The organism is Halothiobacillus diazotrophicus (assembly GCF_001663815.1).
Classification (GTDB): Bacteria; Pseudomonadota; Gammaproteobacteria; order Halothiobacillales; family Halothiobacillaceae; genus Halothiobacillus; species Halothiobacillus diazotrophicus.
In genome coordinates this window covers 1387244-1400987 of record NZ_CP016027.1, presented here as the reverse complement: position 1 = coordinate 1400987, position 13744 = coordinate 1387244, and the positions used below count along the sequence as shown (strand labels likewise).

Here is a 13744-nt window from a genome sequence, read left to right as displayed (position 1 = left end):
CGGGTACCGATCACGCCTTGATTCAGTTATGGCGGTGCTTGATGGCCATGAACCCGTGGTTCGGCGCCGCACGGATAAAACGGACGGAATTCAGGATGGGGCCGATTTCATCGGCCGGCATCACCCCCGTGAAACCAAAGTAACGATCGGGTGCCAATTCAATGCCCAATGTAGGCGTGCCCCAGATATATTCACGGACAACCGCGCTTTGCGTGTTCGCCCGGACGTTTTCCACCGCCCACTGCGGCGGATCTCCGATGGGGTAGCCACCGGCCTGTCCTGATGTGTCGAATTGGTCAAAATTCGCAAACAAAGCGGCAGATGGGTTGATGGCGGCAAGCAAAGCAGCCCCACGCTGGATACTTGTCTCGGTCATTCCTATGGGTACCCAGTGAATGCGAGCCCGGGTGAAATAAGGCTGCAATATGCGCCACTGCTCGGTACATGCCGGGCAGTCCGGATCAAACAGAATCACCATATGTCTATCGCAGTACACCGAGCCTGTATCGATGCCAGGCAAAGCCATCAGGCGGGTATAAAAATCCTTCTGAACCGCCCAGTCGACGGGGTGTGGTCCCCCGGCAGATCCGGGTTGGTCGAGGAACTGTGCACACCCTTGAAGCGACACAACGACAAGCAGGATGCTCAGAAGGGGTGGAATGGCTGAGAAAAACTGCATTGTGAACTCCATTTCAAACAATGTGCGTTGAACCATATACGTGGTGGATGTTATTTCGGTTTTAAGCCCAGAAGCTCGTCGACTTCTGACGGGGTTTTGCCGTGGAAATGGGATGGCAAATTTTGATCGGTTCCTTCGATCCCGGTCATGTCATTCCTGGTCACGATCTCCTTGTCCACCTTGAGCCCACCTTTCCCATCCTTTTCATAGGCATAAACTTGATACAACGTTCCGATCACACCCGCACCCCGGTTGTTGATCTTCCACGCAACAATCACAAAGAGCAGGTGCTTTTGTCGATACATACGATCGAATACGTACGTCACTTTGGGGGCAGAAGACTCGGGCGAATAAGTGGCAAATTTTATTCCCACGCAGCCAAATTGCTGTCGGTAAAGTAGGGCATCTATAGATCAATGGGGTCTATCTTAGGATTTTGCAGGGCAAGGGCGTGTCAGATCGTCTAAACTGAGCCTGTGACGAGGGTGTGGCTCATGGGGTTCGCGCCTCTTCTCGGATGCTCAACTCTGAAATGCCGCCCTCGTCACCCTGCATCATCCGAAACGTCTGCCGTGGATGATGCCAGCCGATCCGGCCGTGGCTACGAGATAGACAAGACGTTGGATGATTTCCAAGCTTGTTATATCTGGAGGATGCCATGAACGACAGCATTCGTGTGGCCGTTGATGTCGGTAGCCGTCAGCATCGGGTGGCGGTCAGTGACGCGACCGGGCACCTGCTCGATGAATTTTCCATCGACCATCATCACCTCGGTTTTTCCCAGTTTTTTGATCGCGTCGGGCGCCATGGCGCCGCCGATGTACGCGTAGCGATGGAAGGTTTTAATGGCTGGGCCCGGCCGTTGGATCAGGCGGTGCTCGCCCGCGGCTGGCGTCTATACAACGTCAACAACCTCAAATTGGCTCGGTACAAGGAGATTTTCCCAGCGCCGGCCAAGACCGATGCCATCGATGCCCGGCGCATGCTCGAATTGTTCTCCCTGGCCGAGCAGCGTCCCTTGGCACGTAATGCGCTGGTGGAGATCCAATCGGCCAGCGCGGCCCAACGCCAACTCAAATACCTGACGCGCCGCCGACGTATTCTCGTGACCGAACGCGCTCAGCGCTTGGTCCGTCTTCGCGTCGATCTGCAGGCGGTCTGTCCCGACTTGTTGGCCCTCACGGGCGCCGTTTCCAACCGCTGGTTTCTTCGTTTCCTCACGTGTCGCCAGCGCCTGACGGCATTGCCCCGATTGCAGGCGAAAACGATCGCAGCCCTGCCTGGGGTCGGCGCAAAAACGGCACCACGCATACGCACCTGGCAGGCGCAGGCCACCTTCGGCCCAGATATCGACCTGTACGATGCCGATATCGTCGCCGACGCCCAGGCCATACTCGAACTCGATGAGCGCCTGAACGCACTGAATCAGCGCATCGAAGCCACAGCAGCTGATTGCCCGATGACGCAGCGCCTGTGCACGATACCGGGATTCGGCCCGATCAGCGCGGCAGAACTATCCGGGGAAATCGGCAATCTATCGCGATTCAACAGCGAGGCCAGCCTCGCCTTGTACTTGGGTATGGCCCCCCTGGATCGAAGTTCCGGCATGATGCAACGCGCCGCCTTGCCCAAATGCGTCAACACCCGATGTCAAAGTGCCATGATGACCTGCGTGGTCAGGCACATGCGGTGCGTCGAGCAGTCACGGACCTTCTACGAGCGTAAACGAAGTCAGGGAAAACGACACAACCAAGCCGTCAGAGCCTTGGGCCGCCATTTGACGCGTGTGATCTGGCGTATGCTCACGAAGCAACGTGATTACAGAATAACGGCGAAAACAACTTGAAAATACAAGAGGGATGTTCAGAGTCATTGATTATTTTGATTAAAAAGGCTTCAGATTGGATCATGTGGTTGGCAAAGTATGATCTAAATGTAATAAGGGAGCTGGTTCCTGGTTAAGTAGGCTAAATTTGCGTTCCGTGGCAAATGAATGTGTTCAGCAAGTGGGTTATCAACGACTCTGACCCTATTGATCCCACCCTATTGATCCCTATTGATCCTTCGACGGGTCTGCTTCTTCTTCAGCCTCAACTCCGCATCCGTAAAACTCAGCTGGCCGTTCTTCCGCATCCAATCGTCCTCAACCGTCGATATCTCAACACAAATTATATCGTAAGGGATTTGTTGAAATAATTGGGGTCGGAGTAAAATTACCGACTTCTGAGTTATGAAATCCCTTCAGAGAAAGAGCTTCGCGATGGCAAGTTTACCGAGTTTATCGAGTTCCGGACGCTGACAAAACGGCGAGGGCGTAAGCCAAGGGACATGAAGTCATGTTTAATTTTACTCTGACCCAAATTGTCGTGAACCTATTGATCGCGTCGTCCCTCGGCATAGTAGGTGTAGGTTGCCAGGCGTTGACCGTCGGCCGTGTCGATAGCGGTCAGATGCCCGGCCGCATCCCAGGTCAGCCTGAGTTTGCCATTATCGATGTCCAAACAATGAGGGCAACCGGCTCCGTCGGGCTTAGGCTTGGATTGATCTGCGGGGATTGAGCAGAATACTTGTGTTATTGAATGTACCCTTTAAGGTTCGCCTCTCTAATTAAGTCTCCTAGTAGTTCTTGTTTTTGTTGAAAATAGTGTTGCACGGCTTCAGGTAAATAGGTGTCCGAGACTGCATTTGCAACAAAGTCAGCCAAATCGTCATAGAGTGATGCTGTTCCGCCGTTATGTTCTTTAATTGCTATTTTGGTTAGCTTAATTAAGTGGTTTACGTGGAATTTTAGGACGGTTAGTGCTGCTGGATCTCCATTAATCCATAATTCTACTCCAGAGAAATTTTTTTTCTTGGGGTTCCATCGTAGAATCGATGGTGCCCCAGTGCTGAGAGAATCCGTATGCTGTGTTACGAGGTATGGCCTCTTTTCAGATTTAACGTAATAAATCGCTAAGATTCCTTTATCCCCTTCTGGGAAAACGCCCTGGTAAGCAAAATTTCTATTTTTTTGGAAATAATATGAGTCAGGGTTTTTAATGACTCCAGTGCTTAGTTCTTCTCCTCCTGAGATGATGTCGCATTCCCCGTCACCGTTGATATCTATCCAGTGGGGATCCGTTATAAGTTCTCCTTTATCGTCCCTTGGGTGTTCTATTTTCCCCTTGCAAAAGGGTGGTGTAGTTGTCAGATCACTTTCTTGTAGTGCGGATGCTGCAGGCGTTAGGGCTGCGGACAGGCTAAGTGCAATAAATAATAAAATGAGCGGGCGCATAATTAATTTTCTCATTAAGGGGTTCGCTTGGGGTCTAGGCTGAATCGTGTGGTATCTATATTGATGCAGTCGGCTTGTTTCCAGTATTTAACTACACTGTTGCGAATAATTGGGTCAGAGTAAAATTACCGACTTCTGAGTTATGAAATCCCTTCAGAGAAAGAGATTCGCGATGGCTAGTTTACCGAGATTATCGAGTTCCGGTCGCTGACAAAACAGCGAGAGTGGAAGCAAAGGGACATGAAGTCATGTTTAATTTTACTCTGACCACAATTGTCGATCATATCTCTACGTAAAAGCCCCATATTAAGTTAGAAAATTCTCCTGCCGCGAATTCTATGGGATATTTCCCCTTACCTGGTTCTATTCTCCAAACTTCAAATTTGTGCTCTTTTCCATAAAGAGGATCCTTCACGGTCACCATCTTATCTAGCATTTTCCATTTATAATTCCACACGTTTACCCCATCGATGGTCAGGGGTTCTCCATCAGCGACCCAACCAATACACTTCCACATGACTTTCTCCTATCGCGAATAATTGGGGTCAGAGTAAAATTACCGACTTCTGAGTTATGAAATCCCTTCAGAGAAAGAAATTCGCGATGGCTAGTTTACCGAGATTATCGAGTTCCGGACGCTGACATAACGGCGAGGGCGGAAGCCAAGGGACATGAAGTCATGTTTAATTTTACTCTGACCCCAGTTGTCGACCCCAATTGTCGTTGATTAAAAAGGTGTATCCCAATAATCTCATTGCTTTTTGGATTCCAGCTTATTAGCTTCGGCGGACTTTTGCTTTTTCAAGAGTACGTTGGCAACATGTTCGAAATTCACGCCCTTGCACACAAAGCTGACACTACATGGCCGAATTCCGCCACGTAGTCCAGCATGACTAATTTCCCACCCACCATCCATATAATAAATACCTTCAGCGCTGTTATAAGTATTGCCGTGAAAATCGAGTAGGTAATATATCGTCTTATTTTCCCTGTCAAAGATTTGATATTCTGGTTTACATGGCAGTCCATAGGACTGAACCCAATGTTTCTTGTGGTACCTATAAATGGCGCTCATCCCATCCAGGCGATAATCGTCTGGATCAGGAGTGACTCGATCAACCCACACATCTAGTATTTCGCATGTGCCATCGCCATCTAGGTCTAGGTGAAACCGCTCACCATATACAGGCGTGTCGATATGCTCGGGCGGTTCATTTTTTTGCCCAACTCGTTTACATTGCTGCGGCTTCATTAATTGGAATCGCTGAAGGATTTCCTGATCGGTCATGCTTCCTGCCGTTGCGGTTTCGGCGGATGCAGCCTGCCGCCCGACCACCATGATGACTAAAACCAGTGTGATTAATAGATATCGAGTGATTTTCATCGCGTGATGATCCTTAGTTGAGTTTGAGTGGTTTCATTGGATCAATGGGTTCAGATTGGATCAATGGTGTCAGAGCCATTGATTACTTGATTAAAAAGGCTTCAGATTGGATCATGTGGTTGACAAAGTATGATCTAAATGCAATAAGGAAGCTGGTTCCTGGTTCCTGGTTCCTGGTTCCTGGTTCCTGGTTCCTGGTTCCTGGTTAAGTAGGCTAAATTTGCGTGCGGTGATAAAATAATTAGTTCGGCAATTTGATTATCAATGGCTCTGACCCTATTGATCTCTGAGCGCGTTCGGTCACGAGAATACGTCGGCGGCGCGTCAGGTATTTGAGTTGGCGTTGGGCCGCGCTGGCCGATTGGATCTCCACCAGCGCATTACGTGCCAAGGGACGCTGCTCGGCCAGGGAGAACAATTCGAGCATGCGCCGGGCATCGATGGCATCGGTCTTGGCCGGCGCGGGGAAAATCTCCTTGTACCGAGCCAATTTGAGGTTGTTGACGTTGTAAAGACGCCAACCGCGGGCGAGCACCGCCTGATCCAACGGCCGGGCCCAACCATTAAAACCTTCCATCGCTACGCGTACATCGGCGGCGCCATGGCGCCCGACGCGATCAAAAAAATGGGAAAAACCGAGGTGATGATGGTCGATGGAAAATTCATCGAGCAGGTGCCCGGTCGCGTCACTGACCGCCACCCGATGCTGACGGCTACCGACATCAACGGCCACACGAATGCTGTCGTTCATGGCATCCTCCAGAAAAACAAGGTTGGTAATCATCCAACGTCTTGTCTATCTCGTAGCCACGGCCGGTTCGGCTGGCATCATCCACGGCAGACGTTTCGGATGATGCAGGGTGACGAGGGCGGCATTTCAGAGTTGAGCATCCGAGAAGAGGCGCGAACCCCATGAGCCACACCCTCATCACAGGCTCAGTTTAGACGATCTGACACGCCCTTGCCCTGCAAAATCCTAAGATAGACCCCAGTTGTCCGGCCCTATTTATCCATATTTCTTAAATATTTTCTCAAAAGGAGAGATGAGTAACTCATATATCAAAGCCTTTGCCCTGATTGAAACCTCCATCTCATGGGTGCTTCTGAAGTATCCGTAAAGAGAAAAAGGGTAACTATGGAAAGGAGGGATGAAGGTCAGCCAATTGGTTCGGTCTTTTTTATTGGTCGAGCCTATATATGTCATCCAGTTCAAATTATCGGCGCCATATAGTTCATCGTATTTCTCCCCGGAGTCGCAAATACCCCTGCGAAGCAAACAGTAATTATCCGGCTCTACAATCATTGCGAATTGACTCGTAAGGGGTTTATGCATGCGAATCACACCTGCCTTTGTGCTTCGTTTCTCGAAGCCCAAAGCACCAAACGCATCGGTGAATACGCTGTTCATTACTTCCTTGCGTAAGTTAATGGCACTATTCTCTTGAAGTCGCGCAAGGGGCTGCTGTCCCCATATTGTAGCTAACTGCCTGCGCTCTTCCAGTCTTGCATCGCGTAGGGCTGGCAAATGAGGTATAACACGCGAATAATATTCTTCTTTAAAGCACCGGCTTAATAAATTCAGCTTGGCGTGGCATGCCAAAACGGGATGATCGATAATACGTTTTATGTAGCCACTTGGGATTATCTCGCCTTGCTCCTCATAAACCATCATTTCTTGAAATAAGGCATCGCCCACTGTCCGCCACTCGTCGATTTTCTGTTGATGAGAAAGTTGATAGATCATCGTGGCATAGCTTCCCGTTCCGCAAAGTTCCTCATCGCGATCTATATAAGCCTTGACGGCCTTAAAGCCGCGGGCGATGAAGGCGTCGTCGATCGGTTTGACGCTGCTGAAGTAGGTGTGCCATTGGTCTGCATATTCTGCACTCTGGGTCAATGCTACCGGCAGTTGCCTGCTTTCATTTTCCATTCATCAGTACCTCGCTAAGGACTAGGGTAAAACTGGTATGCGAAAGGGTAGTGGTGTGATAACCCATTTTACTGGTGCATTGGCCAGGGTTTTTAATACAGAATCGAAAAATTTACCTGCCGGATTTTCTATCAAATCAGCACGATAAAAAACCAGACCTGTGTCAACCCCATGGCTAGCTTTATCCCGCCACAATGTAATCTCGTAGACTCGACGAAACGGCCCTTCCCCAATTTGCACATACCCCAATCGTTGACCCTGATTAAACAAAGCATTTGTTGCTCCTTTGCTCCATCCCCCGCATTCCCGGGCCTGCGGGTCATTAACTTTAACTGCTCTGTTGGCGATAGACACGTATCTGTCCACTTGATTCGTGATTATCTTATAGGCGGCTGGGTTGTCACGATTGCCAAGCGGCTTCAATTCCCAGATTTTCTTTTCTATAGGGTCGTATACATCAGGGCGCAGACTGCCAAATGTGCCATCGTAAGTAGAGTCGGTAAAGAATCCTAAATTTCTTTTTTTTATATATTTAGAAAACATCTGGTGTACACGATAGCCCACGATAAGCCGGTTAGCCCATCCAGGAACGTTCCCGTCTGCCGCCTCCCAATCCAATCCAAGCGGATCGCTTGCCATTACCGGATTCCCATCCACATACCCATAGAGGTTCGTACCCCCTTCCAGCCCTATGGGATCGGGTGTGAGGTATCTGCCGGTTTTCGGGTCGTAGTAGCGATGGAAGTTGTAGTAGTAGCCGGTTTCGGTATCTTCGTACTGGCCGGGGAGGCGTAGGTTGAATTGGAAGTTTGCTGAGGGAATATTGTCTTGGGCGTCGGTAATGCCGAAGATTCGCGAGATCGCATTAGTCGGTGGGCTGGCCCCACTATGCAGGCTGTGATCGCGCACGGTGGCACGGCCATAAATGTTGTATTGCGCTTGCCATACGATGTTTTTGTGCTCGTCGGCCACTGCGAGTGGCGCGCCGAGATGGTCGGTTAGCACCGCATAGATATGGGGCTGGCCTCGCGTGTTGTATTTGATGACTTCTACCGGGCGGTTGCCTAAATACAGGTAACGGGTGCGAATGTGGCCGTGGGCATCGGCTTCTGCCGATATCCGTCCACCCTGCCATAGGAAAAAGGTCGTTTGTCCGTTCACCGTTTTGGCGATACGTTGCAGATCCTGGTTATAGTGGTAAATCGCAATTGATGGCTTCTTGCCCGCCTGTTGGGTCGACACCGAGTCGAGTTCGCCCATCGGGCCGTAATTGAGATGACGGGTGTCGGTTCCCGTTTCGATCTGAACGGGTTCGCCGACACTGTTGTAGCGGTAACTCTGGGAGCCAGCGGCGAGTAATTGGTCACTGGCGTGCCGATATTTGTAGGTTTCTGTTTGACCGGATGGCTGAGTTTGACTGAGCCGATTTCCGTTGGTGTCCAGATCGAAGTGTTCGGTCTGGTTACCTTCGACAACCTTCGCGAGACGCCCCTGCGGGTTGTAATCAAGCCCCAGGATTTGCCGGTTGCGCACCAGTTGGCTGATGTCGCCATCGGGGTTGTATTTAAGCTGGGTATGGGCCGAGCCGTCTTGCCACCCGACGAGCCGTAGGGCGGAATCATAACGGGCGGTGGCCCGTTCGCCGTTGCTGTGCGTGAAGCTCAATAGTCCGTGTGCCGAATCGGTTTTCAGATTTGAAATGAGGGGGCGCGTGCCCTCGTTCTTCCAAATCTGGTGGCTAGCCTTGGCCCACTCTGTGAGGGCTGGTGGCTGATAGTCGGTTTGTACCACCCGGCTGATAGCATCGAAACGGTAGATCAGCGTGGCGCCTTCGGGCAGTTTGACCCGATTGAGCCGTCCCAGTTGATCGTAATGGTAGAGGGTGGTGTAGCTGGTAGCGCCCGCGTTTGGCGTGGCTTTGTATGTGATCCGTTCGCTGGTGCGGTGACTGTATTGATCGTAGGTGTATTCGGTCTGCTGGGCGTCATCATCGATTTCTACTAGCAAGGCGCCATGCCAGACGTAGCGAACCCCCTGCGTCCGTCCGTCGATCAGATCTTTGTGCTCACGCTCGACGATTCGGCCAGCCATGTCGTAGCGCGCTGTCATCACGCGCAACGCATCACGAACTTCGATCGTGTGATCGGTAAGGTCGTAGCGTGCCGTGCGTGTACCGCGCTCTGGGCTTGTTTGCTGTACCACGCGGCCAAAATCGTCTGTCAGTTGGGTATGCACCGCCCCTGTGGGTAGAGTCAGTGCCAGTGCGCCATTTCGTTTGTCCACGCCCGCGCTATATTTTGTACCTGAGACATCGGCGCTCAGTAGCCTTGCCATAGGGTCGAAATGTTGTTGGCCTTTGATCTTGCCTTGTTGCCAATGATTCAATTCACCAAGGGCGTTGTAATTGAAGCTGATTTGAAGGCCGCTTGGCTGGGTGATGCCACTCAGCAAGCCGGTTTGGGTGTCATAGTGGTAGCGCGTGGGGTTGCCCAGCGTTTGCCCCTGATGCCCCAGCCAGTCTGTGGCGGTAACTCGCATTTCGGTGTTGTAGTGCTCCGCCAGTGTTTGTCCGTCGGGCAGGGTATAACTGAGCTTGCCTTGTTCGGGCTGGTAGTTGATGCGGATGGTCTGACCGGCATTGTTCTGTAGTGCAACCGGTTGCATGCGTGCATCGTAGGTGATCTGCACCTTGCGTTGCTCGTGCTCGATTTGCGTAGCCTGACCTGTGTAGGCGTAGGCCAGCCGGGTCGGCTGGCCATCGATATTTGTCACGAGGGTAGGGCGGCCGGCATCATCCCGTGTGTTTATTTGTTGGGTTAAACCAGTTGGATTGATGATCTTTGTTGGGAAGTTACCTTGCTTGTCCCACTTAATTTCGGTGATATCCGAATCGGCCGGGGATTGTTTTGGCCCATCGGGCAGGGGGCCATCGATGCGGGTGAGCAGGCTGCGGCCGTTGATGGTTCGGTAGGTATAGGTGGTGGTGCGGGAGAGGGCGGTGGGTTGCGTGTGGCCTTGGGCATCGATGGGACTAAAGCCCGATTCGGTGACCCGGGTGGGTTGGCCGACGGTGTTGTAGGCGATGTGGGTGACGAATTCCTTGCCTGGTACCACGCTGGGGCGAATGATCTGGTTTGGCTCGATGGCCTCGCCGGCATAGGTGTAGCGCACGAACAGACGGGCAGGCTGCGGTTTGCCGTGGAGGTACTCGATCTGGCGGATTTCGATGGGGCGACCCAGGGCGTCCCGACGGGTTTGGGTGGTGCTCAGGGGGTGACCGTCCGGGGCGAGCCGAGTATCGGCGATCATCCGCCCCTGCTTGTCGTAGCCATAGCGGCGATTCGGCGTGCCGCAACCCGTACAGCCCGCTCCTCGCACTTCCAGCAGGCGGTTTTCCTGGCCGATGACCGTATGGGTAAAGACCGTCTTCTGACCGAGACTGTTGGTCAGCACCGTCTTGGATGGCGAGGGGTACGCGAAATCGACCTGACCGATCCCTGTGCCGGGCAGGACATCCCCCTTGTCATTCAACTGCCGGGGCTTGCCCAGGACACTGAGAATCCCCCGGCCCTGTTTGTCATAAGCCCAGGTGCGGATGCGCCGGCTCGTTGGTGCCACCCCATCCACGGCCTTCGCCGTCACACTCAACCCCGTCAAAAAGCTCGGATGGCGGGGATCCTCATACAGATAATGCCGGCTGACCCCATTGGGCAGCGTCACCGCCGAAAGATTAGCCGCCAACAGACCCCGATCGCCCGTAAAACCCTGGGGTACCGGGCTGCCATAGGTATAAACAAACCGACCCACCGGGCTGTCGATAGCGTGCACCCCATCGAACGGCGGATTGACCGCCCCGTTCGGGGAGCCGGACGACGCCTTCGGATAATGCAGCGTCAGACTGCGTCCCTCGGGATCGGTCACCTTCACCAATTCGCCGGCCATGTTGTGCTGAAGACGCAGTATCTCGCCCGTGGCCGCCGTGATGCGCACAAGCTTGCCCTGCCAGTTAAACCTCAGCTTGCGGCCATCGGCCCAGGTCCAGACATAGCCGCCGCCCTCGGACGACGGCAGTTCCCGCACCGAGCCGTTGGCCGGGTCTTTCGTCGCACACTGACTGGGATCCTTGGCATTGCGGACAAAAATAATCCGAGTGCCATCGGCCTGCATGATCTGCAAAGTATTGCGCACCGGATACAACTGCGTTTCATAAGAAAGGCGCCAACCCCGGCCGATCGTCCGACCGGTCGCCTGAGGGGACGCCAGGGCGCTGTTGTAATAGCGCACGATCTCCAGCCCGAGCACCCCCGGCAGGGCGGGCAAATCCACTTCCTGCTCGAACTTATTGCCGGTGATGACGTTGATGGGATTGCCGCCGCCCTGATTGGTGCCGGAGCTGTTGCCCAGGCTGGCGACCCCGGCGCCGCCACAGGTGGCGCCCGAGCTGCCGGCGCCGCAGGCATGAGCCTCAATCGGAACGAAGACCGTCATGGCCGAGAGGGCCAAACAGCAGATCTGGCAGAAGACAAGCAGCAGTGGGCGGCGGTTCGTGTTCATCATAGATCCATCTATTTAGAATGAAGGTTGTGGGGCAAAACGGGCTAGGCGCGTATGTATTTTGAATCGACGACTTCGACCCCATTGATTGACGAACCGTTCAGTCAACCGGATCGCAAAAATCGCCGACGAAACAGCAGATGCCGCGAGCCGCACGGCGCAGTCTAGCGCCGAGGTTCGTTCTTTGGCCGAACAACTGGAATCGCTGGTCAAACGGTTCAAGATTTGATCGCACGGATACCGATCACGCCTTGATTCAGTGATGGCGGTGCTTGATGGCCATGAACCCGTGGTTCGGCGCCGCACGGATAAAACGGACGGAATTCAGGATGGGGCCGATTTCATCGGCCGGCATCACCCCCGTGAAACCAAAGTAACGATCGGGTGCCAATTCAATGCCCAATGTAGGCGTGCCCCAGATGTATTCACGGACCACCGCGCTTTGCGTGTTCGCCCGGACGTTTTCCACCGCCCACTGCGGCGGGTCTCCGATGGGGTAGCCACCGGTCTGTCCTGATGAGTCGAACCGGTCAAAATTCGCAAACAAAGCGGCAGATGGGTTGATGGCGGCAAGCAAAGCAGCCCCACGCTGGATACTTGTCTCGGTCATTCCTATGGGTACCCAGTGAATGCGAGCCCGGGTGAAATAAGGCTGCAATATGCGCCACTGCTCGGTACATGCCGGGCAGTCCGGATCAAACAGAATCACCATATGTCTATCGCAGTACACCGAGCCTGTATCGATGCCAGGCAAAGCCATCAGGCGGGTATAAAAATCCTTCTGAACCGCCCAGTCGACGGGGTGTGGTCCGTCGGCAGATCCGGGTTGATCGAGGAACTGTGCACATCCTGAAAGCGACACAATGACAAGCAGGATGCTCAGAACTGTTGGAATGGGTAAGAAATACTGCATCGAGAACTCCTTTTCAAGCAATGCGGGGTAAATCACTTAGTTTGTGCAACGTGGCTGAATTGTCCAATAGTTGAAATCCACGACTTCGCAAGTATCGGGTTTATCCACTATTTTAAATGCGCCAATTTTATTATTCCAAGGAAAAATCATCCTATTTTGTGCGGGTTGTCTGGTAGAGCAACTAACATCATGGTCCCATTTTAAATTTGCCATTATCAGTGTCCAAACGATGAGGGAGACCGGCTCCGTCAGGCTGAGGCTGGGATTGATCTGCGGGGATTGAGCAGAATATTTGTGTTATTGAATATACCCTTTAAGGTTTGCGTCTCTAATTAAGTCTCCTAGTAGTTCTTGTTTTTGTTGAAAATAGTTTTGCACTGATTTTGGTGCGTCGTTGAATCGCAGCGTATCTACAATATATCCAACCAAATCATCATAGAGTGAGACTGCTTCATCATTGTGTTTATTGATCGCGATTTTAGATCTATTTATTAAATAATTTACGTGGAATTTTAGCACAGTAAGCGCTATGGGGTTTTCATTGCTACCTCCGATCCAGTCGAAGTTGTTTTTTGTGGAGTTCCAGTGCAGGATTGATGTGCCTGGAATATTGTTTCGGCCAGTATCTTGAGTGACTAGGTATGGTTTTCTTTCTAATTTAACGTAATATATTGCTAAAATTCCTTCGTCACCCATTGGAAAAACACCATGGTAAGCAAAATAGCCATTTTTTTGTAAATAATATGAGTCAGGGTTTTTAATGAATCCAGTGCTAAGTTTTTTTCCTCCTGAGATGATGTCGCATTCCCCGTCACCGTTGATGTCTATCCAGTGGGGATCTGTTATAAGCTCTCCTCTGTTGTCCCTTGGGTGTTTTATTTTTCCATTGCAAGAGGGTGGTGTAGTTGTCAGATCACTTTCTTGTAGTGCGGATGCTGCAGGCGTTAGGGCTGCGGACAGGCTAAGTGCAATAAATAATAAAAGGAGTGGGCGCATAATTGGTTTCCTCA

The 13744-nt window shown here is 52.0% G+C and carries 12 protein-coding genes; 1 reads left to right on the top strand and 11 read right to left on the bottom strand.

Annotation, left to right across the window (positions count from 1 at the left end):
- Positions 1–22: 22 nt before the first annotated feature.
- Together A9404_RS06210 and A9404_RS06205 are read right to left on the bottom strand one after the other, a co-directional pair.
- A complete protein-coding gene (locus A9404_RS06210) occupies positions 23–715 on the bottom strand; it encodes a hypothetical protein (protein ID WP_066099390.1) in 693 nt (230 codons plus the stop codon).
- A gap of 14 nt (positions 716–729) precedes the next feature.
- Positions 730–984 (bottom strand): hypothetical protein, encoded by a 255-nt coding sequence (locus A9404_RS06205; protein WP_066099389.1) that lies wholly within the window; start codon positions 982–984, stop codon positions 730–732.
- Between the two features lie 353 nt (positions 985–1337).
- Here A9404_RS06205 and A9404_RS06200 point away from each other — a divergent pair, with 353 nt between their 5' ends.
- A complete protein-coding gene (locus tag A9404_RS06200) occupies positions 1338–2525 on the top strand; it encodes an IS110 family RNA-guided transposase (RefSeq protein WP_066099388.1) in 1188 nt (395 codons plus the stop codon).
- Positions 2526–3051: 526 nt separating this feature from the next.
- Here A9404_RS06200 and A9404_RS13520 read toward each other — a convergent pair.
- The 9 genes from A9404_RS13520 to A9404_RS13385 form a co-directional block, all read right to left on the bottom strand.
- Positions 3052–3180 (bottom strand): hypothetical protein, encoded by a 129-nt coding sequence (locus A9404_RS13520; RefSeq protein ID WP_197490456.1) that lies wholly within the window; start codon positions 3178–3180, stop codon positions 3052–3054.
- 71 nt (positions 3181–3251) lie between these two features.
- A complete protein-coding gene (locus A9404_RS13390) occupies positions 3252–3968 on the bottom strand; it encodes a hypothetical protein (RefSeq protein WP_156521263.1) in 717 nt (238 codons plus the stop codon).
- A gap of 265 nt (positions 3969–4233) precedes the next feature.
- The gene (locus A9404_RS06195; protein ID WP_066099387.1) at positions 4234–4470 is read right to left on the bottom strand and encodes a hypothetical protein; all 237 of its coding nucleotides are present in this window, start codon (positions 4468–4470) and stop codon (positions 4234–4236) included.
- A gap of 234 nt (positions 4471–4704) precedes the next feature.
- A complete protein-coding gene (locus A9404_RS06190; RefSeq protein ID WP_066099386.1) occupies positions 4705–5337 on the bottom strand; it encodes a hypothetical protein in 633 nt (210 codons plus the stop codon).
- A gap of 241 nt (positions 5338–5578) precedes the next feature.
- Complete coding sequence (locus A9404_RS06185; RefSeq protein ID WP_197490455.1) at positions 5579–6088, bottom strand: IS110 family transposase; 510 nt, start codon at positions 6086–6088, stop codon at positions 5579–5581.
- 255 nt (positions 6089–6343) lie between these two features.
- Complete coding sequence (locus A9404_RS06180) at positions 6344–7267, bottom strand: hypothetical protein (RefSeq protein WP_066099384.1); 924 nt, start codon at positions 7265–7267, stop codon at positions 6344–6346.
- A 21-nt stretch (positions 7268–7288) separates the two neighbouring features.
- Positions 7289–11824, bottom strand: coding sequence for an RHS repeat-associated core domain-containing protein (locus tag A9404_RS06175; protein WP_082922785.1), 4536 nt, complete (start codon positions 11822–11824; stop codon positions 7289–7291).
- A 253-nt stretch (positions 11825–12077) separates the two neighbouring features.
- A complete protein-coding gene (locus A9404_RS06170; RefSeq protein ID WP_156521262.1) occupies positions 12078–12770 on the bottom strand; it encodes a thioredoxin domain-containing protein in 693 nt (230 codons plus the stop codon).
- Between the two features lie 261 nt (positions 12771–13031).
- A complete protein-coding gene (locus A9404_RS13385; RefSeq protein ID WP_156521261.1) occupies positions 13032–13730 on the bottom strand; it encodes a hypothetical protein in 699 nt (232 codons plus the stop codon).
- Between the last annotated feature and the right edge of the window lie 14 nt (positions 13731–13744).

Coding starts and splice junctions, on each gene's coding strand:
- A9404_RS06205 (WP_066099389.1), bottom strand. CDS start 984: ATGTATCGACAAAAGCACCTGCTCTTTGTGATTGTTGCGTGGAAGATC.
- A9404_RS06210 (WP_066099390.1), bottom strand. CDS start 715: ATGGTTCAACGCACATTGTTTGAAATGGAGTTCACAATGCAGTTTTTC.
- A9404_RS06195 (WP_066099387.1), bottom strand. CDS start 4,470: ATGTGGAAGTGTATTGGTTGGGTCGCTGATGGAGAACCCCTGACCATC.
- A9404_RS06175 (WP_082922785.1), bottom strand. CDS start 11,824: ATGATGAACACGAACCGCCGCCCACTGCTGCTTGTCTTCTGCCAGATC.
- A9404_RS06185 (WP_197490455.1), bottom strand. CDS start 6,088: ATGAACGACAGCATTCGTGTGGCCGTTGATGTCGGTAGCCGTCAGCAT.
- A9404_RS06190 (WP_066099386.1), bottom strand. CDS start 5,337: ATGAAAATCACTCGATATCTATTAATCACACTGGTTTTAGTCATCATG.
- A9404_RS06180 (WP_066099384.1), bottom strand. CDS start 7,267: ATGGAAAATGAAAGCAGGCAACTGCCGGTAGCATTGACCCAGAGTGCA.
- A9404_RS13385 (WP_156521261.1), bottom strand. CDS start 13,730: ATGCGCCCACTCCTTTTATTATTTATTGCACTTAGCCTGTCCGCAGCC.
- A9404_RS13390 (WP_156521263.1), bottom strand. CDS start 3,968: ATGAGAAAATTAATTATGCGCCCGCTCATTTTATTATTTATTGCACTT.
- A9404_RS06200 (WP_066099388.1), top strand. CDS start 1,338: ATGAACGACAGCATTCGTGTGGCCGTTGATGTCGGTAGCCGTCAGCAT.